The 24,815-nt window shown below is 62.1% G+C and carries 25 protein-coding genes; 21 read left to right on the top strand and 4 right to left on the bottom strand.

Going from position 1 to position 24,815, the window contains the following annotated elements:
- The 18 genes from RAK1035_RS17220 to RAK1035_RS17135 all read left to right on the top strand — a co-directional run bounded on the left by RAK1035_RS17220 (position 1) and on the right by RAK1035_RS17135 (position 16,301).
- Entirely contained in the window at positions 1–711 is a 711-nt protein-coding gene (locus RAK1035_RS17220; protein WP_008282352.1) for an NAD(P)-binding domain-containing protein, read from the top strand.
- Entirely contained in the window at positions 708–2,687 is a 1,980-nt protein-coding gene (locus RAK1035_RS17215) for an oxidoreductase (RefSeq protein WP_008282351.1), read from the top strand. The genes RAK1035_RS17220 and RAK1035_RS17215 overlap by 4 nt, the downstream gene beginning before the upstream one ends.
- Before the next feature lie 113 nt (positions 2,688–2,800).
- Entirely contained in the window at positions 2,801–3,901 is a 1,101-nt protein-coding gene (locus tag RAK1035_RS17210; RefSeq protein WP_008282350.1) for an MHYT domain-containing protein, read from the top strand.
- Between the two features lie 106 nt (positions 3,902–4,007).
- On the top strand, positions 4,008–5,198 hold the full coding sequence (locus RAK1035_RS17205) for a phage portal protein (protein ID WP_008282349.1): 1,191 nt from the start codon (positions 4,008–4,010) through the stop codon (positions 5,196–5,198).
- Positions 5,191–5,436 (top strand): GTA head formation protein, RCAP_rcc01685 family, encoded by a 246-nt coding sequence (locus RAK1035_RS17200; RefSeq protein ID WP_008282348.1) that lies wholly within the window; start codon positions 5,191–5,193, stop codon positions 5,434–5,436. Before RAK1035_RS17205 ends, RAK1035_RS17200 begins: the two co-directional genes overlap by 8 nt.
- 23 nt (positions 5,437–5,459) lie before the next feature.
- On the top strand, positions 5,460–6,017 hold the full coding sequence (locus tag RAK1035_RS17195) for an HK97 family phage prohead protease (protein ID WP_008282347.1): 558 nt from the start codon (positions 5,460–5,462) through the stop codon (positions 6,015–6,017).
- A gap of 33 nt (positions 6,018–6,050) precedes the next feature.
- Complete coding sequence (locus tag RAK1035_RS17190; RefSeq protein WP_008282346.1) at positions 6,051–7,232, top strand: phage major capsid protein; 1,182 nt, start codon at positions 6,051–6,053, stop codon at positions 7,230–7,232.
- A 149-nt stretch (positions 7,233–7,381) separates the two neighbouring features.
- A complete protein-coding gene (locus RAK1035_RS17185) occupies positions 7,382–7,981 on the top strand; it encodes a head-tail connector protein (RefSeq protein ID WP_008282345.1) in 600 nt (199 codons plus the stop codon).
- Positions 7,981–8,319, top strand: coding sequence for a head-tail adaptor protein (locus tag RAK1035_RS17180; RefSeq protein WP_008282344.1), 339 nt, complete (start codon positions 7,981–7,983; stop codon positions 8,317–8,319). Before RAK1035_RS17185 ends, RAK1035_RS17180 begins: the two co-directional genes overlap by 1 nt.
- The gene (locus tag RAK1035_RS17175) at positions 8,316–8,729 is read left to right on the top strand and encodes a DUF3168 domain-containing protein (RefSeq protein WP_008282343.1); all 414 of its coding nucleotides are present in this window, start codon (positions 8,316–8,318) and stop codon (positions 8,727–8,729) included. The genes RAK1035_RS17180 and RAK1035_RS17175 overlap by 4 nt, the downstream gene beginning before the upstream one ends.
- 24 nt (positions 8,730–8,753) lie before the next feature.
- A complete protein-coding gene (locus RAK1035_RS17170; RefSeq protein WP_008282342.1) occupies positions 8,754–9,167 on the top strand; it encodes a phage major tail protein, TP901-1 family in 414 nt (137 codons plus the stop codon).
- A gap of 4 nt (positions 9,168–9,171) precedes the next feature.
- Entirely contained in the window at positions 9,172–9,495 is a 324-nt protein-coding gene (locus RAK1035_RS17165; RefSeq protein WP_008282341.1) for a gene transfer agent family protein, read from the top strand.
- Complete coding sequence (locus tag RAK1035_RS17160) at positions 9,492–9,698, top strand: rcc01693 family protein (protein WP_008282340.1); 207 nt, start codon at positions 9,492–9,494, stop codon at positions 9,696–9,698. The genes RAK1035_RS17165 and RAK1035_RS17160 overlap by 4 nt, the downstream gene beginning before the upstream one ends.
- Positions 9,691–10,332 (top strand): phage tail tape measure protein, encoded by a 642-nt coding sequence (locus RAK1035_RS17155; protein ID WP_008282339.1) that lies wholly within the window; start codon positions 9,691–9,693, stop codon positions 10,330–10,332. The genes RAK1035_RS17160 and RAK1035_RS17155 overlap by 8 nt, the downstream gene beginning before the upstream one ends.
- Positions 10,333–10,345: 13 nt before the next feature.
- On the top strand, positions 10,346–10,978 hold the full coding sequence (locus tag RAK1035_RS17150; protein ID WP_008282338.1) for a DUF2460 domain-containing protein: 633 nt from the start codon (positions 10,346–10,348) through the stop codon (positions 10,976–10,978).
- Complete coding sequence (locus RAK1035_RS17145) at positions 10,975–11,850, top strand: DUF2163 domain-containing protein (RefSeq protein WP_008282337.1); 876 nt, start codon at positions 10,975–10,977, stop codon at positions 11,848–11,850. The genes RAK1035_RS17150 and RAK1035_RS17145 overlap by 4 nt, the downstream gene beginning before the upstream one ends.
- Complete coding sequence (locus RAK1035_RS17140) at positions 11,847–12,290, top strand: NlpC/P60 family protein (protein WP_008282336.1); 444 nt, start codon at positions 11,847–11,849, stop codon at positions 12,288–12,290. The genes RAK1035_RS17145 and RAK1035_RS17140 overlap by 4 nt, the downstream gene beginning before the upstream one ends.
- A gap of 3 nt (positions 12,291–12,293) precedes the next feature.
- Positions 12,294–16,301, top strand: a complete 4,008-nt coding sequence (locus RAK1035_RS17135) for a baseplate multidomain protein megatron (RefSeq protein WP_008282335.1) — start codon at positions 12,294–12,296, stop codon at positions 16,299–16,301.
- 72 nt (positions 16,302–16,373) lie between these two features.
- Here the strand turns inward: RAK1035_RS17135 and RAK1035_RS20270 are convergent, their stop codons facing one another.
- The 3 genes from RAK1035_RS20270 to RAK1035_RS17125 form a co-directional block, all read right to left on the bottom strand.
- Positions 16,374–16,544: a hypothetical protein gene (locus tag RAK1035_RS20270; RefSeq protein ID WP_162655209.1), complete on the bottom strand. Its 171-nt coding sequence runs from the start codon at positions 16,542–16,544 to the stop codon at positions 16,374–16,376.
- Positions 16,545–16,575: 31 nt separating this feature from the next.
- Positions 16,576–17,883 (bottom strand): adenylosuccinate lyase, encoded by a 1,308-nt coding sequence (gene purB, locus RAK1035_RS17130; protein ID WP_008282334.1) that lies wholly within the window; start codon positions 17,881–17,883, stop codon positions 16,576–16,578.
- A gap of 87 nt (positions 17,884–17,970) precedes the next feature.
- Positions 17,971–19,764 carry a hypothetical protein gene (locus tag RAK1035_RS17125; RefSeq protein ID WP_037298482.1) on the bottom strand — a complete coding sequence of 598 codons (1,794 nt, stop codon included), beginning with the start codon at positions 19,762–19,764 and terminating at the stop codon, positions 17,971–17,973.
- A gap of 465 nt (positions 19,765–20,229) precedes the next feature.
- On the opposite strand from RAK1035_RS17125, the gene RAK1035_RS17120 reads away from it, so the two are divergent.
- Positions 20,230–21,837 carry a peptide chain release factor 3 gene (locus RAK1035_RS17120; RefSeq protein WP_008282331.1) on the top strand — a complete coding sequence of 536 codons (1,608 nt, stop codon included), beginning with the start codon at positions 20,230–20,232 and terminating at the stop codon, positions 21,835–21,837.
- A gap of 13 nt (positions 21,838–21,850) precedes the next feature.
- Here the strand turns inward: RAK1035_RS17120 and ribA are convergent, their stop codons facing one another.
- Positions 21,851–22,939 carry a GTP cyclohydrolase II gene (gene ribA / locus RAK1035_RS17115; RefSeq protein WP_008282330.1) on the bottom strand — a complete coding sequence of 363 codons (1,089 nt, stop codon included), beginning with the start codon at positions 22,937–22,939 and terminating at the stop codon, positions 21,851–21,853.
- A gap of 156 nt (positions 22,940–23,095) precedes the next feature.
- Here ribA and RAK1035_RS17110 point away from each other — a divergent pair, with 156 nt between their 5' ends.
- The gene (locus RAK1035_RS17110) at positions 23,096–23,782 is read left to right on the top strand and encodes a response regulator transcription factor (RefSeq protein ID WP_008282329.1); all 687 of its coding nucleotides are present in this window, start codon (positions 23,096–23,098) and stop codon (positions 23,780–23,782) included.
- Between the two features lie 229 nt (positions 23,783–24,011).
- Entirely contained in the window at positions 24,012–24,800 is a 789-nt protein-coding gene (locus RAK1035_RS17105) for an exodeoxyribonuclease III (protein WP_008282328.1), read from the top strand.
- Positions 24,801–24,815: the final 15 nt, after the last annotated feature.

Genomic DNA, 24,815 nt, shown 5'->3' with positions numbered 1-24,815 from the left:
GTGCGGCTGGGGTTTCTGGGCACCGGCACCATTTCCGAGGCGGTGGTGCGGGCGCTGGCCCCTGAGGGGCATGAGATCGCGGTATCAGAGCGCAATGCTGGGCGAGCGGCGCGGCTGGCGGGGGATTTTACCAATGTGACCGTCGCGTCCAATCAGCCTGTAGTGGACGCGAGCGAGGTCGTGTTTCTTGGGCTTATGGCGGAGATTGCGGCAGAGGTTTTGGGAACGCTGCGGTTTCGGGCAGATCAGCGGGTGGTGTCCTTTATGGCGGGGATGCCGCTGGAAGAGGTGGCGGCGTTGGTGGCCCCGGCGCGGGCCGAGGCGGTGATGCTGCCCTATCCGGGGATTGCGCAGGGTGGATCACCCATTCTGGCGCTGGGTAAGGTTGCGGTGATCGAGGCGCTTTTTGCGCCTGCCAACACGGTTTACAGCTTGCGGGACCGGGCGGAGTTGGAGGCGTATCTATGTGCGCAAGCGGTATTGTCGCCCGCGGTGCAGATGGTCAGCGGTGCGGCGGAGTGGCTTTGCGGGGGCGAGGCGTTTTTGCGGCATCTGGTGGGAAGCAGCCTGATGAGCGGGGCGTGTCAGCCAATGCTGGACGCGCTCAACACGAAGGGCGGATATAATCAGCGCCTCAGGCAGCATATGGAGAGTGCGGGGATGCGCGCGGTGTTGAGCGAGGGTCTGGACCGTTTGGCGGACAAGGGATGAGTGCGTTTTCGCATGTGTTTCGCCCTGCTGTGCTGGCGGGGCATGTCCTGCGTAATCGGGTGGTGTTTGGGGCGCATACGACGAATATGGCCGAGGACGGTCTGCCGGGCGCGCGGCATATTGCCTATTACGAAGAGCGGGCCATTGGCGGGGCTGCGATGATTGTCGTTGAGCCGATGCCGGTGCATCGCACCGCCGTGTTGACGCGGGGCAATTTCCGGCATTCCTCGGATGAGGTGATCCCGGCCTTTGCCAAGCTGACGCAGGCCGTCAAACGGCATGGCGCAGTGGTGGTGCAGCAGCTTTATCACGTGGGCGCGCATGGCGATCAGGACAATAGCTGGCACGCGGCATGGTCGCCCTCGGGCGGGCCAAGCTGGCATGACAGTGACGGCAGTCACGAGATGAGCGGCGCGGAAATCGAGGAGATCATCGAGAGCTTTGTAGCGGCGGCGCTGCGCTGTCAGAAAGCCGGGTTTGACGGGGTCGAGGTCTGGGCCGCCTATCATTGTCTGCTGGATCAGTTCTGGACGCCGATGTCGAACACGCGGGACGATGAGTGGGGCGGCAGCCTTGAGAACCGCACGCGGTTTTCGCGCGAAATCCTGCGCAGGGTGCGGGCGGCCTGTGGGCCGGGGTTTATTGTCGGACTGTCGGTGAGTGATGGTTCGACCGTCGAGGCGACGCTGGGGCATGAGGCCATGGCGGAGGTTGTGGCGTTGCATGATGCCGAAGGGTTGATGGATTATGTGACCTGCGGGTCAGGCAGCTATCTGGATTATCATCCCTTGATGCCGACATTTCTATATCCTGAAAAGCTGGGGGTTGATCTGGCGGCGCGGCTAAAGGGCGTGGTGCGACATGCCTTGGTGACGGCGGAAAGCCATATTCGCACGCCCGAGAATGCCAATACGGTGCTGGGCGCAGGCGAGGCCGACATGGTCTCGATCGTGCGCGGGCAGATCGCCGATCCACATCTGGTGGCCAAGGCCGAGGCGGGGCGCCCCGAAGATGTGCGGGGCTGCATTTCGTGCAATCAGCAATGCTGGGGGCGGCGCAGCCGGGATTACTGGATTTCCTGCCTGATCAACCCGTCGGTGGGATGGGAGCATCAATGGGGCGGTGATCGGTTCCGCCCGGCGGAGCAGGTCCATACTGTGCTGGTTGTGGGCGCTGGGCCTGCGGGGCTGGAGGCCGCGCGGGTGGCGGCAGAGCGCGGGCACCGGGTGTGTCTGCATGAGGCCGGGCCGGAGTTGGGCGGGCAGTTCCGGTTGGCGGGGTTGCAGCCAAGGCGGGCGCAGATTTTGGACCTGCTGGGCTGGTATGCGCGGCAGTTGGAGCGCTTGGGCGTCGAGATGCACTTTAACAGCTATCTGGACGCGGGCGAGATTGCTGCGATGGGGGTGGATCAGGTGATCCTCGCCACCGGGTCTTTGCCTGCGGGCACCGGGTTTCAAAAGGCGATACCGCAGGTCGCGGAATTGCCCGGCCTTGATGGGAATGTCTGGCCGGTCGAGGATGTGATGGGGCGCGCGGCGCGGCTGGGGCCCCGGGTGATCGTGCTGGATGAGGGCGGCAATTGGCGGGGGGGTGGCACCGCCTGGCATCTGGCCGAGGCGGGGCATCAGGTGGTGATCGTGACGCCACAGGCCGTTGTCGGGCGCGAATTGGAGCGGTCTGCCGCCGATGTGCCGCTCAGGCGGCGTCTGGCGGCGCTGGGCGTGCGGTTTTGGACCGAGAGCGCCATCACTGGCTGGCAGAACGGCGGGGCCGAGGTGGTGGACCTTTTGACCGGCGCGCGGTCTCATGTGGCGGCGGATAGTCTGGTGTTGGCGACGACCAATCGGGCGGATGTGAGCCTGCGTCACGGATTGGCTGATCTGGGCATTTCGGCGGCGCTGATTGGCGATGCCCATGCCCCACGGCTGGCGGCGCAGGCGTTTCACGATGGGCGCAAACTGGCGCTTAGCCTGTGAGGTCAAGAGCCTTGTAAGGAGAGCGGCCGCGACATACGATCCGAGCAAAATTGAGGAAGAGCGCGGCGGCGGTTGCCGGTGCTCTTGCGGTATGCTCAAGCCGTTGGGTCGACATGGAATTTCTGGAGTATTCGCATAATCTCTGGTTGGTCGTTGCGTCACTGAGCGTGTCGCTTGTGGCAGCCTTTACCGGGTTTTCGCTGACCCGTGGCATTGCGGCGCAACCCGTAGCGATGCGTAAACTTTCCGTGACCTTGGCGGCGATTGCGCTGGGTGGTGGCATCTGGTCGATGCATTTCGTGGCGATGCTGGGGCTGCAACTGCCGATCCCGATTTATTACGATGCGATGATCACGCTGGGATCGGCGCTGATTGCAATCCTGATGGTGGGGGCGGCGCTGCTGCTCTTGCATTTCTATCCGCGCACGCGGGCTAGCCTGACGGCGGCGGGCTGTGTCATCGGTCTTGGCATTGTGGCGATGCATTATCTGGGCATGTCTGGGCTACAGCTTTGCCGGGCGGTTTACACGCTGCCGGGGGTGGTGTTTGCGGTGCTGGCGGCCTGTGGGCTGAGCGTGGCGGCGATTTGGGTGGCCTATGGTCAGCGGCGGCCACGCAATATTCTGCTGGGCACATTGGCGTTTGGCTTTGCCGTGTTCCTTGTGCATTTCGCGGCGGTGTTCGGCACACGGTTTGTGGCAGTGCCAACGGCGCAGGAGATCGGCCCCTTGATGGGCAATGAGGTTTTGGCGCTGGGGGTGCTGGTCAGTTCGTTTGTTCTGTGCGGGGCGTTCTTGCTGACGGGGGTCACGTTTCTGGCGCAGGGGGCCAAAGCGGAGGGGGCTTTGCCTGTTGAGGCAGAGGTCAAACCCGTCCAAGTCTTGCAGCGCATTCCCTATGAGCACCACGGGCAGACCCATTTCATCGATGCGCGTGATGTGGCGTTTTTGCGGGCCGAGGGGCATTACACGCTGCTCTATACCGGGGCCAACAAGCATTTTTGCACGTGGTCAATCACCGAGGCCGAGCGGCGGTTGAGTCCCGGTCCGTTCCTTAAGGTGCATCGCAGCTATCTGGTCAATCCGGCGCATGTCTCGCATTTCGAGCGGCGTAAGGACAATGGGCTGTGCTATTTTCGCCTTGGCGGGCAAGACGTTACCACGCCTGTCAGCCGCTCGCGTCTGGCGGAGTTGCGCGAGGCTTTGGGGGTCTGAGCGCTGGCCCGCTCGGTCTGGTTTACTTTCCTTAAACCTTTGACGGTCTGATGCCTCTCAAGCGGGCAAGAGGCCCGGCGTCAGCGGGATCAAGGAGAGTAACGCGATGATACTGGATTTTTTCCGGCAAGGGGGCGGTGCCCCCGACGCGGCACCCGAACAAAAGGCAAGCGCGGCTGGCCGTGTGATGGCGTGGCATGGCGCGGGGCGTGTGGCCTGGAGCCCGCGCGATACCGTCAGCCTGACGCGCACCGGGTTTTCGGGAAATCCGGTGGGGTTTCGTTGTGTGAAGATGATTGCTGAGGCGGCGGCGGCGCTGCCGCTGGTGTTGCAGAATTCTGAGCAGCGCTTTGCCGTCCATCCTGTGCTGAGCCTGATCAAATGCCCCAATCCGGCGCAGGGGCGGGCGGAGCTTTTTGAGGCGCTTTATGGCCAGCTTTTGTTGACGGGCAATGCCTATATCGAGGCGGTGGGCGCGGGGGGCATTCCGTTGGAACTGCATGTGCTGCGCTCTGACCGGATGAGCGTGGTGCCGGGGGCGGATGGCTGGCCCGTGGCCTATGAATATGCCGTGGCGGGGCGCAAGCATCGGTTCGATGTGCGCGAGGGCGTTCCTTGCGTCTGTCATATCAAGACCTTTCACCCTCAGGACGACCATTATGGGCTGTCGCCATTGCAGGCGGCGGCGCAGGCGGTGGATGTGCATAATTCGGCAAGCCGCTGGTCGAAGGCGCTTTTGGACAATGCGGCGCGCCCCTCGGGTGCGATTGTCTATAAGGGGCCGGAGGGACAGGGGGCGATGTCTGGCGATCAATATGACCGGCTGGTCAGCGAGATGGAGGCGCATCATCAGGGCGCGCGCAATGCCGGGCGACCGATGCTGTTAGAGGGCGGGCTGGATTGGAAGCCGATGGGGTTCAGCCCATCGGACATGGAATTCCAGAAGACCAAGGAGAGCGCGGCGCGCGAGATTGCGCTGGCCTTCGGCGTGCCGCCGATGCTGCTCGGTATTCCTGGCGATGCGACATTCGCGAATTATCAGGAGGCCAACCGTGCGTTTTATCGGCTGACGGTGTTGCCTTTGGCCATGCGGGTGGCTGCGACGGTATCGGCCTGGCTGGGGCGGATGAGCGGTGAGGCGTTGGATCTTGTCCCCGATCTGGATCAGGTGCCGGCGCTGGCAGCGGAACGTGATGCGCAATGGGCACGGGTGAGTGGGGCAGACTTTCTGAGCGATGGAGAAAAGCGCAGCCTTTTGGGCTTGCCTGCACTGGCGGCGGAGGAGGTCAATGGCTGAGCGGGGAGTGCCGCCGCCGCGCTATGGGTTCGAGGCGTTCGACTGTGCGCCGGGGCTGCGAATGGAGGCGCATGAGCGGGTTTCAGAGTTTCAGACCCGCGCGATGACCGAGCGGTTGGAGCGCACCGAGGCGGCCTTGGAGCGGCTGGAGCGGCGATTGTGGCTGGCGGTTTACGGTGTGGTGGCAGCGATCCTCGCGCAGGCGTTTCAGCCACTTTTGGCGGTGTTGCCGGGGTGAGGCAGAGCGAAAGGATCAGACGGATGGACATGGATACAGGGCTGGAACGCAAATTCGCGCGTCTGGATGGGGCGGTGCTGAGCGTGAGCGAGGCGGGGCAGATCGAGGGCTATGCCAGCCTGTTTGGCGCGCCCGACCAAGGGGGCGATATTGTCGAGCGGGGGGCCTATGCGGCCTCTCTCGGGCGGCTGGCCAAGGAGGGGCGGCGCGTCAAGATGCTGTGGCAGCATGATCCGGCGCAACCGATCGGCATTTGGGATGAGGTGCGCGAGGATGCGCGGGGTCTGTGGGTCAAGGGGCGGCTTTTGGAGAGTGTCGCGCGTGCGCGTGAGGCGGCAGCGCTGATCGCGGCGGGGGCGATTGATGGCCTCAGCATTGGATACCGGACGCTGCGCGCGGTGAAGAATGACAAGGGCCAGCGGCTCTTGACGGAACTGGAGCTGTGGGAAGTGTCGCTGGTGACCTTCCCGATGCTGCCCAGTGCGCGGGTGACGGCCAAGGGCGATGCCCCCGAGGCCCAAGCCCTGCGCGAGATGGCGGCGGCGTTCGACGCGGCCCGCCGGGAGATGGCGCAGGTGTAGCGCCCGAGCGAGGACCCAAACCTGAAGGATGGAATGATGATGACCCAAGCAAAGGCTCGGGCCGGGGAAGATCTGTCTCCGGTGGCCGAGGTGAAATCCGCAGTGGCGGGGTTTCTGAGCGAATTCAGCGGCTTTCGGGCCGAAATTCACAACCGACTGCAACAGCAAGAAGAGAAAATGACCATGTTTGAACGCAAATCCATCGCGCTTGCGCGTCCGCATCTGGCGGCCAGTTCTGACGGCTCTGCGCCGCATCGCAAGGCGTTTGACGCCTATCTACGCGGTGGCGACGATGACGGGCTGCGCGGCCTCGAATTGGAGGGCAAGGCGCTGAACACCGCCATCGCGGGGGAGGGCGGCTATCTGGTCGATCCGCAAACCGCCGAGACGATCCGCTCGGTGCTGAGGTCCACCGCGTCGATCCGGGCGGTTGCCAATGTGGTGGCGGTCGAGGCCACCAGCTTTGATGTGCTGGTGGATCACACCGATGTGGGCCATGGCTGGGCCACGGAAAGCGGCACAGTATCCGAGAGCGATACGCCGGTGATCGACCGCATCAGCATCCCGCTACATGAGTTGAGCGCGTTGCCCAAGGCCAGCCAGCGGTTGCTGGATGACAGTGCCTTTGACGTCGAGGGCTGGCTGGCAGGGCGCATCGCCGACAAGTTCGCGCGCGCCGAGGCGGCGGCGTTCGTTGCGGGCGATGGGGTGGACAAGCCGCGCGGGTTCCTGACGCATCCGAATGTGGACAATGATGTCTGGGTCTGGGGCAATCTTGGCTATGTGCCCACGGGCGTCGCGGGCGCGATCTCGGGGCCTGATCCGATTGTTGATCTGGTCTATGCCTTGGGCGCGCAGTACCGGGCGAACGGCACCTTCGTGATGAATTCCAAAACCGCAGGCACCATTCGCAAGATGAAGGATGCCGATGGGCGGTTCCTGTGGTCGGACGGTCTGGCCGCCGGAGAACCTGCGCGGCTGATGGGCTATCCGGTGCTGATCGCCGAGGATATGCCCGACATCGCGACCGGGGCCAATGCCATCGCCTTTGGCGATTTTCACGCGGGCTATACCGTGGCCGAGCGCCCGGATTTGCGGGTGTTGCGTGATCCCTACAGCGCCAAGCCGCATGTCCTGTTCTACGCGACCAAGCGAGTGGGCGGCGATGTGTCCGATTTCAAGGCGATCAAGCTTTTGAAGTTTGCCGTTTCCTGAGGACGCGGCGACGGGGCGGGGGTGATCCCCTCGTCCCGGGGCGCGTGCCGTTCGGGCGAGGCGTTGTCCAACTGTCCCCTCCGTCCGTGCAACGCGGAATGGCGCGCGCCTGAACCACCGGAGGGGTCCGGGATAAATGGAGTAGGTCCATGATGTTAATCGAAGAAACTGCGGTGCCCCTGGCCGCGCTGCCGCTGGCGGAGTTCAAGGCGCATCTGCGGTTGGGCACGGGCTTTGCCGATGACGATATCCAGGACCCGGTTCTGGAAAGTTTTCTGCGTGCGTCGCTGGCGGCGATTGAGGGGCGCACCGGTAAGGTCTTGCTGGAGCGCGAATTTTCTTGGGCGCTGCATCAGTGGCGGGATGTGACAGGCCAGGCCTTGCCGGTGGCACCCGTGCGGGCGCTGCTGAGCCTTGGGTTGCGCAACCGGGCGGATGAGGTCGAGGTGATTGACCCCGCGCATTACCGGCTGGAGCAGGATGTGCATCGGCCTGTGCTGCGGCCTGTGGGCACGTTCCTGCCCGTGATTGTGCGCGGAGGTGTTGCAGAGGTTCGGTTTCGCGCGGGCTTTGGCGTGGGTTGGGGGGATTTGCCCGCAGATCTGGCGCAAGCCGTGTTGATGCTGGCGGCGCATTATTACGAGTACCGGCATGACCTGAGCCTGAGCAGCGGGTGCATGCCCTTTGGTGTGGCCAGCCTGATCGAGCGCTATCGCACGGTGCGGCTGTTGGGCGGGGGTGCCCGGTGATGGCGCGCCCGAGGCTGAACCGGCCCCTCGTGCTGGAGGCGGCGGTGCGTCTGTCCGACGGGGCGGGGGGTGTCACGGAAGTCTGGGAGGTGCGCGGCACGCTTTGGGCTGAGGTTGCCGCGCGCACGGCCCGAGAGGCGGAGGTGGGCGGCGCGGCTGTGGCGCGCGCCGCCTATCGGATCACGGTGCGCGCTGCACCGCAGGGGGCAGCGTCGCGACCAGAGGCCGGAAACCGATTGCGCGATGGTGCGCGCGAATTCGCAATCCTGTCGGTCACAGAGGCGGATATGGGCGGGCGATACCTGTCTCTCTGGGCGCAAGAGGAGGTGGTGCCATGAGCTATGCGATGGCGGCAGGATTACAGGCGGCGGTGTATCACAGGCTGGTGCAGGATGTGGCATTAAGCGCGCTGGTGGGCGGTGCGATTCATGATGCGCTGCCGTCGGGCCGGGTGCCGCCGCTCTATGTGATGCTTGGCCCTGAGGAGGTTCGCGCACGTGGCGATGGCAGCGCTGGCGGGGCTTGGCACCGCTTCACCGTCACCGTTGTCAGCGAGAGTGGCGGGTTTCAAGAGGCCAAGGCCGTGGCGGGTGCTGTCAGCGATGCGCTGCTGGATGCTGACTTACCGCTGACCCGCGGGCGGGTGAGCGGCCTTAATTTCCTGCGTGCCCGCGCCCGGCGCGAAACGGCTGGGCAGGCGCGGCGGATCGAGCTGACCTTTCAGGCGCGCGTGGATGATGGCGCTTAACCTTTAAACTCTGGAGTGACGACAATGGCTGTACAGAATGGCAAGGATCTGCTGGTCAAGATTGACCTCAATGGCAGCGGCAATTTTCAGACGGTGGCGGGGCTACGGGCCACGCGCGTGAGTTTCAACGCCGAGAGCGTGGATGTGACCAGCCTTGAGTCGGCGGGCGGGTGGCGCGAATTGCTGGCGGGGGCGGGTGTTAAATCTGCAAGCATCAGCGGATCGGGTATTTTCCGCGATGCGACAAGCGATGCGCGGGCGCGGCAGATCTTCTTTGATGGGGAAATGCCGGATTTTCAGGTGGTGATCCCGGATTTTGGCACCATCGAGGGGCCCTTCCAAGTGACGGCGATCGAATATGGCGGCACCCATGATGGTGAGGCGACGTATGAGTTGGCGCTCGCCTCGGCCGGGCAACTGACCTTTACGGTGCTGTGATCCGATGGCCAACCCCTGGGCAGGCGAGGTGGCGTTGGTGATCGGCGGAGAGCGGCAGGTGATGCGCCTTACGCTGGGCGCGCTGGCCGAGTTGGAGGCGGGGTTGGCGAGCGGTTCGCTTGTCGATCTGGTGGCGCGGTTCGAAGGGGGCGCGTTTTCCACCCGCGATGTGCTTGCACTGATCGTGGCGGGGCTGCGTGGCGGTGGCTGGCGCGGATCGGCGGCGGATTTGCTGAGTGCCGACATCGAAGGCGGGCCGTTGGCGGCGGCGCGGGCAGCGGCAGAGCTTTTGGCGCGGGCCTTTGCCTTGCCAGAGGGGGCCGCATGAGCGGGCGGTTTGACTGGCCTGCGTTGATGCGCGCGGGGCTTCAGGGATTGGGCCTTAAACCAGCCGAGTTCTGGGCGCTGACGCCGGTCGAATTGCGCCTGATGCTGGGGGAGCGGCAGGGCGTGACCCCGATGGCGCGCGCTGGATTGGAGGCGCTCTTGCGCGCCTTTCCCGATGGAAAAGGAGAGATGAGCGATGGATGAGTTGGAGGCGCAGATTGCCGCCCTTGATGATGCAATGGGGCAGACGACCAGTATGGCGGCGGCCTTTGGCGCAGAACTGGCGCGGGTGCGGGGCGGCTTTGCCGGCGCCGAACAGGATGTGCAATCGCTGGAGCGGGGGCTGAGCCGGGGCCTGCGTGGGGCCATCCGGGGGGCTGTGGTTGATGGCGACGGCCTGTCGGACAGTTTGCGGCGGTTGGCCGCGATCATGGTCAATACCGCATTCAACGACGCTGCACGTCCGGTGACGGATCAAATTGGTGGCCTGATTTCGCAGGGGATCGGCAGCTTGGTGGGGGGGCTTTTCCCCTTTGCCAAGGGGGCGTCTTTTTCGCAGGGGCGGGTGCAGCCCTTTGCCAATGGTGGCGTCGTGAATGGTCCGGTCATGTTTCCGATGCGGGGTGGCACCGGATTGATGGGCGAGGCTGGACCAGAGGCGATCATGCCGCTCAGTCGTGGCCCGGATGGGCGTTTGGGCGTGCGCGCACAGGGCGGCGGGGCGGTAAGCGTGGTGATGAATATCCAGACCCCCGATGCCGAGGGGTTTCGCCGCTCGCAAGGGCAGATCGCGGCGCAATTGGGCCGCGTGATCGGGCGCGGCGGGCGCAATCGCTGAAAGGGAGTGGGACATGGGATTTCATGAGGTCAGATTTCCGGCAAACCTGAGTTTCGGCTCGCTTGGCGGGCCGGAGCGGTTGACGGATATCGTCACGCTCGCCAACGGGTTCGAGGAGCGCAACACGCCTTGGGCGCAGGCGCGCAGACGCTATGATGCGGGTGTGGCGCTTCGGTCTCTGGACGATATCGAGGCGTTGATCGCGTTTTTCGAGGCGCGGCGCGGGCAGCTTTTTGGCTTTCGCTGGAAGGATTGGACTGATTTCAAATCGGGCCGGGCCAAGGCTGCGCCGGATTACCGGGATCAGGAAATTGGCGTTGGCGATGATGCGACTGTCGCCTTTCCACTGGTCAAGTCCTATCGGTCAGGGGATCAGATCGTGCTGCGGCCAATTGTGAAGCCAGTCACGGGCACAGTGCGCCTGGGTCTTGATAATGTCGAGATGCAGGACGGCGTGCATTACACAGTTGATACCGCCACCGGGATTGTCACCTTTTCCGAGCCGCCCAATCGCGGCGTGCCGATCACGGCGGGATATGAATTTGATGTGCCTGTGCGGTTTGATACGGACCGCATTCAAACCAGCCTTGCCAGTTTTCAGGCAGGCGAGGTGCCCAATGTGCCGGTGGTGGAGATCCGAGTATGACCGATCTGTTGGAGCATCTTGGCACAGGTGTGACCACCACCTGCCGCGCTTGGGCGCTGACGCGGCGTGATGGGGTGGTGATGGGGTTCACCGATCACGACCGGCTATTGGCCTTTGAGGGAATCGCGTTTCGCCCCGACACCGGGTTGAGCGCCTTGGCCTTGCAGCAGACGACGGGGTTGTCGGTGGACAATACCGAAGCCTTGGGCGCGCTGAACGATGCCGCCATCCGTGAGGCGGATATCGATGCGGGGCGCTATGACGGTGCGGAACTGCGCGCTTGGCTTGTGAACTGGCAGGATGTGGCGGCGCGGCGCCTGCTCTTTCGCGGCAGCATTGGCGAGTTGCGGCGTGCGGGCGGGGCGTTTGAGGCCGAGCTGCGCGGGCTGACCGACGCGCTCAACGTTCCCTTGGGGCGGGTCTATCAAAAGGCGTGCAGCGCCGTTCTGGGGGATCGCGATTGTCGCTTTGATCTGGATACGCCGGGGTATGTTTCAGAGCGTCCCGCCGAGGAGGTGGAGGAGAGCCGCGTGTTTCGCTTTGCCGAGATGGGCGGGTTTGCCGAAGACTGGTTTCGCCATGGCGTGATCCGGGTTTTGAGCGGCGCGGCGGCGGGCTTGATCGGGCTGATCAAGCGAGACCGGACCGAGGGCACGGGGCGGGTGATCGAGCTTTGGCATCCTCTAGGGGCTAAGGTTATGCCCGGTGATGCGCTGCGGATTGAGGCTGGGTGCGACAAGCGTCGCGGAACTTGTCAGTTCAAGTTTGACAATCTTGTGAACTTTCAAGGGTTTCCGGACATCCCCGGAGATGACTGGACGATTACCGATCCCAGCAAGGCGCCGCGTCTGGATGGCGGGAGCCGCAGGTGAGCGGGCAGGGGGCGCGGATTGTGGCGACGGCGCGGGGCTGGATCGGCACGCCGTATCGGCATCAGGCGGCCTGTCGCGGGGCGGGCTGCGATTGTCTGGGGCTGGTGCGAGGCCTGTGGCGCGAGATGTGCGGTGCCGAGCCGGAACGCCCCCCCGCCTATTCGATGGATTGGTCAGAACCGGCGCGGCAAGAGGTGCTGTGGCAGGCGGCGGCTCGGCATTTGCTGGCAAAAGATTTGACCGAAGAGGCGGCAGGTGACGTGATCCTCTTTCGCATGCGTGAGGGGGCGGTTGCCAAACATCTGGGCGTGGTCGCGGAACTGGGCGCGCGCGCAAGTTTCATTCACGCCTATTCGGGGCATGGCGTGGTTGAGACCGCGCTGAGCGCGCCTTGGAGGCGGCGCATTGTGGCGCGATTTGCATTTCCCGAGGAGGGCTGAGACATGGCAACCATTCTGTTATCTGCGGCAGGGGCCGCGATTGGCGGGGCGGTGGGCGGCACCGCGCTTGGCCTGTCGTCCGTGGCGATTGGGCGCTTTGCCGGGGCGGTCATTGGCCGTTCGATTGACCAACGTCTGTTGGGCCAGGGATCGGAGGTGGTCGAGACGGGGCGCGTGAGCCGTCTGCGCCTGACCGGTGCGGGCGAGGGGGATGCCATCCCGCAGGTTTACGGGCGCATGCGCGTTGGCGGGCAGGTGATCTGGGCCACCGAGTTTCGCGAGAACGTGACCGTAACACAGGGCAGCCGGGGGGGCGGCAAGGGCAATCCGCGCCCCGCCACGCCAGACACGCGCGCGATCAGCTATTCGGTGAGCTTGGCGCTGGCGCTCTGTGAGGGGGAGATTACCCGCGTCGCGCGAATCTGGGCGGATGGAACAGAGGTCGCCCCTACAAGCCTAAACATGCAGGTCTACAAGGGCGCGCGCGATCAATTGCCAGATCCCCGGATCGAGGCGGTCGAGGGGGCGGGCAATGTGCCCGCCTATCGTGGCACGGCCTATGTGGTGATCGAGGATCTGGATATTTCGCAGTTTGGCAATCGTGTGCCGCAGTTCAGTTTTGAGGTGTGTCGCCCGTCTCAGGCCGAGACGCCGGGTGCCGCGCTTGATCCGGTGCGGTCGGTGCGGGGCGTGGCGATGCTGCCGGGCACGGGCGAATATGCGCTGGCTACAACGCCGGTCACAATGAATTTCGGTCTGGGCGCAAACGGAATTGCCAATATCAACAGCCCCTCAGGGCGCTCGGATATGGCGACGACGCTGGAGGCGCTGGTTGAGGAATTGCCAGCCTGCCGGGCCACCTCATTGATCGTGAGCTGGTTTGGCGACGATCTGCGCTGTGGAGTTTGCCAGATCAGGCCACGAGTAGAGCAAAAGAAATTCGAGGCATCGAACATGCCGTGGCAGGTCGCTAGCCTAGGTCGTTCAGGGGCAGGTGAGGTGCCCAAGGATGCGCAGGGCCGCGAGGTTTATGGCGGCACGCCGACCGATCAGGCGGTGATCGAGGCCATTCTGGCGCTGCAACAATCGGGGCAGGACGTGCTTTACTACCCGTTCATCCTGATGGAGCAAATGCCGGGCAACGGCCTGCCCGATCCCTGGAGCGGTGCCGAGGATCAGCCCATTCTGCCATGGCGCGGGCGGATCACCACATCCAAGGCGCCGGGGCAGGTTGGCAGCCCGGATCAGACGGCGACAGCAGAGGCAGAGGTGGCGGCGTTCTTTGGCACCGCGCGCGCGGCGGATTTTACGGTGACACCGATTGCGGCGCAGGTGGAGGAGAGCGCCGGAACCGGCGCGTTGGACATTCTGAGTTTTGGTGGCGCGCTCAAGCGCAGCCCGGTGGCCTATCACGGGCCGGATGAATGGTCTTATCGTCGCTTCATTATGCATCAGGCGGCGCTTTGTGCGGCTGTGGGCGGGATCGAGAGTTTCTGTATCGGGTCGGAAATGCGGAGCCTGACGCAGATCCGGGGCGCGAATAACAGCTTTCCGGCGGTGGTGCAGTTGATTGCCTTGGCGGCTGAGGTGCGCGCGCTGCTGGGACCGGAGGTCAAGATCAGCTATGCTGCGGATTGGTCTGAATATTTCGGCTATCAGCCGGGGAATGGCGATCGGTTCTTTCACCTCGATCCGCTGTGGGCGGATGCCAATATCAATTTTGTCGGGATCGACAATTACATGCCGCTCAGCGATTGGCGCGAGGGGGATGAGCACCTTGATGCGCGCGATTGGCCGTCGATCTATGATCTGGACTATCTGCAAGCCAATATCGAGGGCGGCGAGGGCTATGACTGGTTTTACCCCACGTCAGAGGCGCGCGCGGCGCAACGCCGGGTGCCGATCACCGATGAGGTGTTCGGTGAACCTTGGATCTGGCGGTTCAAGGACCTGCGCAACTGGTGGGAACACCGGCATTTCGAGCGGGTGGGGGGTCTGCGCGCGTCAGAGCCGACCGCCTGGGTGCCGCAATCGAAACCGATCCGGTTCACCGAATATGGCTGTGCGGCGGTGGACAAGGGCAGCAATGAACCCAACAAGTTTCTTGACCCTAAATCTTCTGAATCAAGTTTGCCCCGCCATTCAACAGGGCAGCGGGATGAACTGATTCAGATGCAATATCTGCGCGCCATGGCCGCCTATTGGAATGATCCGGCGCGCAATCCGCAGTCCGAAGAATACGCGGGGCGAATGCTCGACATGGATCACGCCTATGTCTGGGCCTGGGATGCGCGGCCCTATCCCTATTTTCCGGGAAATCTCGAGCTTTGGTCAGATGGTGCGAACTATGCGCGCGGGCATTGGATCAATGGTCGGGTCAGCGGGCGGCGGCTTGCGGATGTCATGGTAGAAGTGGCGGCGCGGGCGGGTCTGCGTGATCTTGACACAAGCCGAACTGAGGGTTTTTTGCGCGGGTTTCTGGTGGATCAGGTGGGTGCCGCGCGCGCGACCTTGCAACCCTTGATGCTGGCCTATGGTCTGGATGCGATCGAGCGGCACGGTGTGCTGCAATTTCGGGCACGCGATGGCCGGGCGGATCATGTGGTTGATCTTGATCTGGTGGTGCGCGATCCGGAATTGGGCGGCGTCATCGAGGAATTGCGCAGTAGCGATCTAGAGCTGGCGGGCCGGGTGCGGCTGCGGTTTCTGGAGGCGGATGCTGACTATGAAGCGATTTCAGAAGAGGCCATTCTGCCCGACGAGGCGACCCATGCGGTGGCAGCCTCGGAAATGCCACTTGCGTTGACGCGTTCTGAGGGGCGGCAAGTGGTGGAGCGGTGGCTCTCGGAGGCTCGGGTGTCGGTGGATACGCTGCGCCTGACCTTGCCGCCGTCGCGGCTGGACGTTGGGGCAGGAGATGTCATTGCCCTGCCCAAGGGGGGGGATGGCGCGCGGTTCCGCATCGACCGGATCGAGCAGATGGGCAATGCGCAGCGTGTCGATGCGGTGCGGATCGACCCCGAGAGCTATCGGCCGATCCTTATTGAAGAGAACCCGGCGCGGCTGCGCCCCTTTGTGGCACCGGGACCGGTGACGCCGCTCTTTCTTGATCTGCCGCTCTTGACCGGCGATGAGGTGCCGCATGCGCCGCATATCGCGGTGCTGGCCAATCCCTGGCCCGGCACGGCGGCGGTTTATTCGTCCGCCGAGGATGCCGATTACCGGCTTAACACCCTGATTGCGGCACGCAGCACGGTAGGGGTGACGCAAACGCCGCTTTTGCCTGCGCCGATGGGACGGATCGACCGCGGGGATGGGCTATTCGTGCGGATGCGGTTCGGGACGCTGGAAAGCGTGGGAGATACGGCGCTTTTGAATGGCAGCAATCTTTGTGCCATTGGCGATGGCACCCCGGGGGGGTGGGAGCTGTTTCAGTTCCGCGATGCAGAATTGGTGGCACCGGACACGTATATTCTGCGCCATCGGCTGCGGGGACAGTTGGGGACTGAAAGGGCTGGCGGTGGTGTCTGGCCTGCGGGATCGCTTGTCGTACGCCTAAATGGCGTGCCGCAACAGATCGAGTTGACCGAGGCACAGCGCGGGCAAGCGCTGCATTACCGGATCGGGCCGGGGGGGCGACCCGTGGATGACCCGAGCTTTGCCCATGCCATTTTGGCCTTTGATGGGGTGGGCCTGCGACCCTATGCGCCGGTGCATCTGAGGTTCACGGAGGCGCAAGGAGATTTGACCGTGACGTGGATCAGGCGCACGCGGATCGGCGGGGATCGTTGGGATACGCCCGAGGTGCCGCTTGGCGAGGAGAGCGAGCGCTATCTCTTGCGGGTGATGCGAGGGGCGCAGGTCTTGCGCGAGGTCACTCTGGAACGCTCGGATTGGGTTTATCAGCAAGCGGCACGCGTGGCCGATGGGGCAGATGCGGGCAAACGGATCGAAGTGGCGCAGCTCTCAGCGAGTTTCGGGGCCGGTACATTTGCAACCCGTGATCTCTGAGATGCCCAGGACGTGTTTGCGTATTTGTAGAACGGTAAAGCAGGGGCGGGGAGTGATCCCGCCCCGTAAAAATCAGCTTGAGGTTTGTGGCACGCAGCTACTGGTCGCCGCATCCCATGCGGTGCCTGTAACGCAGGAAATCGCCTGTTTCTGTTTGCTGTAGTTACAGCCCCCCGTTGCCAAGGCAAGGCTGGGTGTCACGACAAGCGCGAGGGCGGCCAATCCGAATTTCAACTTCATCATATGTCTCCCTGTTGGACAGGGGTTCAGGCTATCACGATTCCCCGAAAACCCGCGCGAAAATCGTGTTCACATGCTTTGTATGATAGCCCAAGTCGAATTTTTCAGCAATTTCCGCCGGGCTGAGGGCGGCAGTAACCTCTGCATCATTCAGCAACTCGGTTTTGAAGTCACAGCCGGTTTCCCAGACCTTGAGCGCGTTGCGCTGCACAAGGCGATAGGCATCCTCGCGGCTGACGCCCGCTTGGGTCAGGGCCAATAGAACCCGCTGCGACATCACAAGGCCGGGAAACTTGTTCATATTGGCCATCATGTTGTCAGGGTAGACCAAGAGCTTGTCGATGACATTGGTTAGACGTGCGAGGGCGAAATCGAGGGTGATGGTGGCATCCGGGCCGATCATGCGCTCGACCGAGCTGTGCGAGATGTCGCGTTCATGCCAGAGGGCCACGTTTTCCATTGCGGGCACCACAGCCATGCGGACGAGACGGGCGAGGCCGGTGAGGTTTTCAGTCAGCACCGGGTTCTTCTTGTGCGGCATGGCGGAAGAGCCTTTTTGCCCCATCGAGAAAAACTCGGCTGCTTCCAGAACTTCGGTGCGCTGCATGTGGCGGATTTCGATGGCGACATTTTCGATGCTGCTGGCCACGACACCAAGAGCGGCAAAAAACGCCGCGTGGCGATCGCGCGGGATCACCTGGGTGCTGATTGGCTCTGGCGTCAGGCCAAGTTGGGCGCAGACATGCTCTTCGACGCGCGGATCGACATTGGCAAAGGTGCCGACGGCACCGGAAATCGCCCCTGTCGCGATCTCTTCGCGGGCGGTGTGTAGGCGGCGCAGGTTGCGCTGCATCTCGGCGTAGAAACGGGCAAAGGTCAGCCCCATGGTGGTAGGCTCTGCGTGGATCCCATGGCTGCGGCCGATGCGCAGCGTATCCTTATGCTCGAATGCGCGACGCTTGAGGGCGGCCAAAAGCCCCTCCATATCCGCAATCAGGATGTCGGCGGCGCGGGTCAGCTGGATGTTGAAACAGGTATCAAGCACGTCCGAGGAGGTCATGCCCTGATGCACAAAACGCGCCTCATCGCTGCCTACATGCTCTGCCAGATGGGTAAGAAAGGCGATGACGTCATGTTTGGTCTCGGCCTCGATCTCGTCGATGCGGGCGACGTTGAACTCCACGTCCTTGGCTTTCCAGACCGCTTGGGCATTCTCACGCGGGATGACGCCCAGATCGGCCATGGCATCACAGGCATGGGCCTCGATCTCGAACCAGATGCGGAATTTGGTGGCAGGTTCCCAGATGGCGACCATGTCGGGACGGGAATAACGAGGTATCATGCGGCGATCCTTGAGCAGACTAAGGGGATTTGCCGCGCTTGTAGTCGCAAGAGGGGGGCGCGGCAAGCCGCGCTGCGGCCCCTTGGATCAGGCCGCCAACAGCAGGATCGGCAGAAACGCGAGCGCCAAGGCCCCAAAACCGAAATCGCCGCCACCGCCACCGCTGTCATCGGCATCGCCGGCTGCGGAGTCTGGGGCATCCTCTGGCTCTTCGGCGGGGGGGCTTGTCGGGATCAAGCTCTCGCTGCTGCCGGACCCTGAGCTGCCGGATTGGAAGAAATCTGCGAAGTTGAGGACATTGTCGACGACCTGATTGTCGCTTTCCTCGACGTCGATTTCGTCTGTCTCCTCGGGGGTGTCGGCGACCATACGGGCCAGTTCGGCGGTAAAGACGGGGTTGAGCATCTCGATCATCAGGATCTCGTAGGGCGCAAGGTCTGCGATCAGGATGCCGTCCTCGATCAGGTCTTGTGGGTTCTCGTTGGTCACAACGGGTTCGGCAGTGGACTCGCTTGGGTTTTCGCCCTCAGCCACGCCTAGGCGCGTGATTGTAACGTCGCCCAAATCGCGCAGGATGCTCATGAAGTCCACGACCTCTTCGCTGGGTTGGTCGCTGGTCGAGGCAAGGAACGTGACCAGGCGATCCGGGGCATAGAACGCATGCACATCCGCTGTTTCGCCCGACAGCTCCGTCTCGCGTCCTTCGCTTCCTGCAAGGCCGAGAGGGCGGGTGCCGGGCAAGGTTTCGTTCAACAGGCGGAACATTTCGCCGGGTACACGGATATCTGCATCGCCTTCGCCATCAGCCAGACCTGTGCGGCTATTCATTTGCAGGGGCCATACATGTGCCGCATCGACACCGCCCCAAGAAAACGCCTCAAGCACATTGAGCATCTCATGCGCTTGTTTCAGGCCGAACTCTTCTTGTGGGTCCTCGGACACCGAGCGTTTCAGGTTCCATTCAGTTGCATAGATATCCAGCCCCGGCATTTCCTTAAGCCAGGTGTCGGCAATCTGCGACAGTTCGAAATAACGGCTGTTGGGGGTGTCGGCCCCCTTGGAGTAGATATGGGCAACAACGCCGTCGATGGCGCTTTGCTCTGCGACGGTGTCGAACTCGTTGAGGATGATGGCATTGGCGACCTTGGCCCAAGCCACATCGCCAGAGGAATAGATGTATTCGTTTTCCGAAAGGTTCAGGTCATATGTTTCATTGAGCTCGGCAAGTTGATCTTCTCCCGTTCCTGAAAACAGGTTTGAAAGAGCGAACCGGCCATAATTCGTGCCCATCTGGACCAGAATATCGGTTTCCGAGAGATGCTCCGCGTCGGGGTGGCTGCGGATTTCGTCCTTGACGATGACGGCCATTTCCGAGGCGAGGCGGCCATATTCAAAGGTGTTCATGCCACCGCTGCCCCAATATTCATTGCCAATTTCGATGGCCTGAATATCTGCGGCTCCGTAGCGTCCGTCGAACACATCCTGCAGGAAGCTGCGCAGGGCGGGTTCGTCGATATCGGGCAAGCGATTGCCCTCTGCGTCTACCTCGGTGCTGAGAAAGTGCCGCGTGGGCAGAACGATCGTGACTGCGATCCCCTCTTCCTCGGCAAAGCCCAGAGCATCACTGATCGGCAGAAATGATGTTGCTTCGCCGGTCTCGGAGTTGACCACGATATCGTTATCCGGGTTGCGGATGTCGAAGTAATACTCGGTTAGGCTGCCGCCGGGGTAGCGGATATGTTCCACGCCAAGTGTGCGGGCAACGTCATCATAGGTGCCCTCGTCCCCAACGCGGTCCCTCAGGGCAAGCGCGTTGCCGCCGAAATGCGCCTGTGTAAAGGTCGTATCGGACAAGTAACCCGCTGAAATCGTAAATGGCATTCAAACCCCCGGCATCGATATTTGCCGCCAGAGCGTGCCGTTCTTCGGTTTGGATGGTCCGTACCAAGGCGGCGAAAACTCTCGCAGTCCTCGGAATTTCTAAAGAAAACAGGGATTTATGATACTACTCCGCCGGATAGGCGATGCTTCCGGATAGGGTGTTAACCATATTTGCGAGCTTGGTCCGAATGTTGCATTTTCCTGCCCCTCGGCACGGATGACCGAACGGCGTGCTGGGTGCCGTCACGCTAAAAAATGTATCAAAAACAGGTCAATGAATGTGGCCGACCGGTTGGGTGCCAAATTGAACGCTGATTGAGCCGCCCGATGCACGGGTGAGACATTTTTGCCGCCGCGCTTGGTGCCCGACGCCAGCATTCAGAGAATCATCTGGGGATTATTGGCGTTCGATACCCTCAACACCCCGTATTGCGCCGCCCCCGCCGCGCCTCTATATCCGGCGCCATGTTGGATACTCTTTCAAACCGCCCCGATCTTCCGGCTGAGATTGCCCGCCGCCGCACGTTTGCGATTATTTCGCATCCAGATGCGGGCAAGACGACGCTGACCGAGAAGTTCCTCTTGTACGGGGGCGCCATTCAGATGGCCGGGCAGGTGCGTGCCAAGGGAGAGGCGCGGCGCACGCGCTCTGACTTCATGCAGATGGAGAAGGACCGGGGCATTTCTGTGTCGGCCTCGGCCATGTCGTTTGATTTTGGTCGGTTCCGGTTCAACCTCGTAGACACGCCCGGCCACTCGGACTTTTCCGAAGATACCTATCGCACCCTGACCGCCGTCGATGCGGCCGTCATGGTGATCGACGGGGCCAAGGGCGTTGAAAGTCAAACGCAGAAGCTGTTCGAGGTCTGCCGGTTGCGCGATTTGCCGATCCTGACCTTTTGTAACAAGATGGACCGTGAAGCGCGCGATACGTTCGAGATCATTGATGAAATCCAGCAGAACCTTGCCATTGACGTAACCCCGGCAAGTTGGCCCATCGGTATGGGGCGCGATTTTGTCGGCTGTTATGACATGCTGAACAACCGTCTGGAACTGATGGACCGCGCCGACCGTAACAAAGTGGCAGAGTCGATCAAGATCGACGGGCTTGATGATCCGAAACTGGCGCAGCATGTGCCCGCAAACCTTATCGCCAAGCTGCGCGAGGAAATCGAAATGGCGCGCGAACTTTTGCCCGCGCTCGATCCGCAGTCGGTGTTAGAGGGCCATATGACGCCCATTTGGTTTGGCTCAGCGATCAACTCGTTTGGCGTCAAGGAATTGATGGATGGCATTGGCACCTATGGTCCCGAGCCGCAGGTGCAAAAGGCCACTCCGCGTGCGATTGCCCCCGAAGAAACTGCCGTGACCGGCTTCGTCTTTAAGGTGCAGGCCAATATGGACCCCAAGCATCGCGACCGTGTGGCCTTTGTCCGCCTCGCCTCGGGGCATTTCAAACGCGGCATGAAGCTGACGCATGTGCGCTCGAAGAAACCTATCACTGTCTCGGCACCGGTGCTCTTTCTGGCAGCGGACCGTGAATTGGCCGAAGAGGCTTGGGCTGGGGACATCATCGGTATCCCCAACCATGGCCAGTTGCGTATCGGGGATACGCTGACCGAAGGGGAAGCGCTGCGCGTGACCGGCATCCCATCCTTTGCGCCAGAGCTTTTGCAGCAGGCGCGGGCAGGTGATCCGATGAAAGCCAAGCATCTGGAAAAGGCGCTGATGCAATTCGCCGAAGAAGGTGCCGCCAAGGTGTTCAAGCCTGCGTTTGGCTCTGGCTTTATTGTGGGCGTGGTGGGGGCGCTGCAATTCGAGGTGCTGGCCAGCCGGATCGAGCTGGAATATGGGCTCCCGGTGCGGTTTGAGGGCTCTCAGTTCACCTCGGCCCGTTGGGTATCTGGCGATAAGCTGGCGGTCGAGAAATTCACTGCCGCCAACAAACAGCATATCGCCCATGATAATGATGGCGACATCGTCTATCTTACGCGCCTGCAGTGGGACATTGATCGGGTCGCGCGCGACTATCCAGATGTCACGCTGACCGCGACCAAAGAGATGATGGTCTAAAGGTCGCCTTGGCCTAGAGCATATGCCCAGATTTTGCGGCCTTGGTCGCGAGATAGTGATGATTATGCGTGTTCTCGCCCAGTTTCAGCGGCACACGCTCGATCACCTTGATGCCGTTCTGCTCCATCATCGCGATCTTGGCGGGATTGTTGGTAAGAAGCCGCACCGAGGAAAAGCCCATCAGCGACAGGATGCGCGCACCGATGCGGAAATCGCGTTCGTCATCTTCAAATCCAAGGCGATGATTGGCTTCGACCGTGTCGAATCCCTGATCCTGCAAGCTGTAGGCACGCATCTTGTTGGCGAGGCCAATGCCGCGCCCCTCTTGGTTGAGATACAGCAGCACGCCGGCACCTTCGGCCCCCATCTGCGCCAGAGCGCCGCGCAGCTGAGGTCCGCAATCGCATTTCAGGCTTCCCATCAGGTCGCCGGTGAAACAGGCGGAATGCAGCCGTGCCAGCACGGGCACGGCGCGGTCAGGTTGACCGATTTCGATGGCGTAATGTTCCTCGCCACCATCCTCGGGGCGAAAGATATGCAGACGCCCCGCCTCTGACACAGCAAGCGGCAGGCGCGCGCTGACCACCGGATGCAGCGGGCTTGTCAGTTCGAGTTGCGGTGCCGCGGCTGTATCAAGCAGGGTCAGCCCATGACGGCGCGCGAATTCCACGCCTTCCGTTAGTGGCAGCACCAAGGCGGCGGGCAAAAGCCGCGACGATTTCACAAGGCTCAGCGCCAGCCGGTGTAGATCGACCGCGCCCCCGCGCTCGGAGGTGAGCGGGCCTTTCATCGGGCTTTTGAGATCATCCGCCGGGTCCGCAACCGACAAGATCCATCCCAGAGAGACATCGGGCGGAAGAATAACGCGCGCGAGATCATCATCATAGGCCCGCGCCTTGAGCGTGGTGGCCCGGCGCGCAGTAATCGCCAGAACCGGAGTGCCGCCCAATGCCCGCAGATCCGCAAGCCGCTGCGCCTCAAGCGTTTCGGCAGCCATGATGAGTGCCGCACCTCCGCGCCCGCTTAGCACCACGGGCACGCCCATGCGCAGATCGCTGCGTGCGCGCGCGGCAATTTCAGTGAGATCCGGTGCAAGGCTCATGCGGGGCTCCTGTTTATCAGTCCAACCGTGATATAGTCTTTTGTAATGAATGGAAAGAAACGCTCGCGCCGCAACACTAGGGCGTGAGTGGAATGTTGCACATCTTGCCGCGACGCTGCTTGTACCGCATGTTCGACGAAACAAGAGGAAACCGAGATGGGACAAGTCAAAAAAATTCTTCTCGTGGATGATGACGACGACCTGCGCGAGGCGCTTGGCGAACAGTTGGTCATGACCGAGGATTTCGACGTCTTCGAGGCGTCAAGCGGTGCCTCTGCGCTGAGCAAGGTCAAGGACATGATCTATGACCTTGTGATCTTGGATGTGGGGCTTCCGGATACTGATGGGCGCGAACTGTGTCGCCTGATGCGCAAGCAGGGAATCAAGGCACCGATTCTGATGCTCACCGGGCATGATGGTGACGCGGACACGATCCTTGGGCTTGATGCCGGGGCCAATGACTATATCACCAAACCTTTCAAGTTCCCGGTACTGCTGGCCCGTATCCGTGCGCAATTGCGTCAGCATGAGCAGTCTGAAGACGCTGTGTTCCAGCTTGGACCCTATACGTTCAAACCGGCGATGAAGATGCTGATCACCGAAGATGATCGCAAGGTAAGGTTGACGGAAAAGGAAACAAATATCCTTAAGTTTCTGTATCGTGCGACGGAAGGCGTGGTTCCGCGCGATATTCTGTTGCACGAGGTTTGGGGCTATAACGCGGGGGTTACGACCCATACTCTTGAGACGCATATCTACCGGCTGCGTCAAAAGATCGAACCCGATCCCGGAAATGCGCGGCTTTTGGTGACGGAATCGGGCGGCTATCGGCTTGTTGTCTAAAAGGCACGGTTCTTTGACCAAGATCAAAGTCGTATCTGCGGTTGAGCTTTAATCTGCTATTATCCGTTATGTGTGCGGTTACACACATGAACCTCCCTGTTGGACTGCCCCGGCCCCTGTGCCGGGGTTTCTTTTTGTTTTGGCGCTCGGCTCTGTCTGGGGCAATCGCGGCTGGAATCCTTGGACGCATCGCTTTAGTGTCCCGGCGAATCCGCACGGGAGATGCCAGATGTCCTTTACCCTCGCCACATGGAACATCAATTCAGTGCGTCTGCGTGAAGGACTGGTGGCGCGCCTGATGCAGGAAGAGGGGCCTGATATCCTCTGCCTTCAGGAATGCAAAAGCCCGGTTGATAAGATGCCGCTCGAGGGCTTTGCCGCCCTTGGCTATGCCCATGTCGTCGCCCGTGGGCAAAAGGGCTACAACGGAGTGGCGATCCTGTCCAAATTGCCCATCGAAGAGGTCGGGGCGATGGACTTTGCGGATCTCGGCCATGCAAGGCACATTGCGGGCCGACTGGAAAATGGTGTTGTGATCCACAATTTCTACGTGCCTGCAGGGGGCGATGTGCCTGACCGGGCGGTGAATGACAAATTCGGCCAGAAGCTCGATTATCTTACGGGCATGCGCGATTGGTTCCATGACAGCCGTCCCGAAAAGGCGATCCTTGTGGGGGATCTCAACATCGCCCCGCGCGAGGATGATGTTTGGAATCATAAGCAACTGCTCAAAATCGTGAGCCACACCCCTGTTGAAGTGGATCATCTGAGCGCGGTGATGGCGGCGGGCGGTTGGCAGGATGTTACGCGCGCCGACATTCCCGAGGGGCAGCTTTATAGCTGGTGGTCCTATCGCGCAGCCGATTGGGACGCTGCGGATAAAGGGCGCCGGCTTGATCATGTCTGGGCCACAGGCGACATCGCCACTTCGGCGCATTCCAGCCGCATCCTGCGTGGCGCGCGGGGCTGGGAGCAACCTTCGGATCACGCGCCGGTGTTCGCAACATTTGATCTTTGACTCCGCCCGCCGCGT

The sequence above is a fragment of the Roseovarius sp. AK1035 genome (genome assembly GCF_003288315.1).
Classification (GTDB): Bacteria; Pseudomonadota; Alphaproteobacteria; order Rhodobacterales; family Rhodobacteraceae; genus Roseovarius; species Roseovarius mucosus_A.
This window is presented reverse-complemented; position numbering and strand designations above follow the sequence as displayed.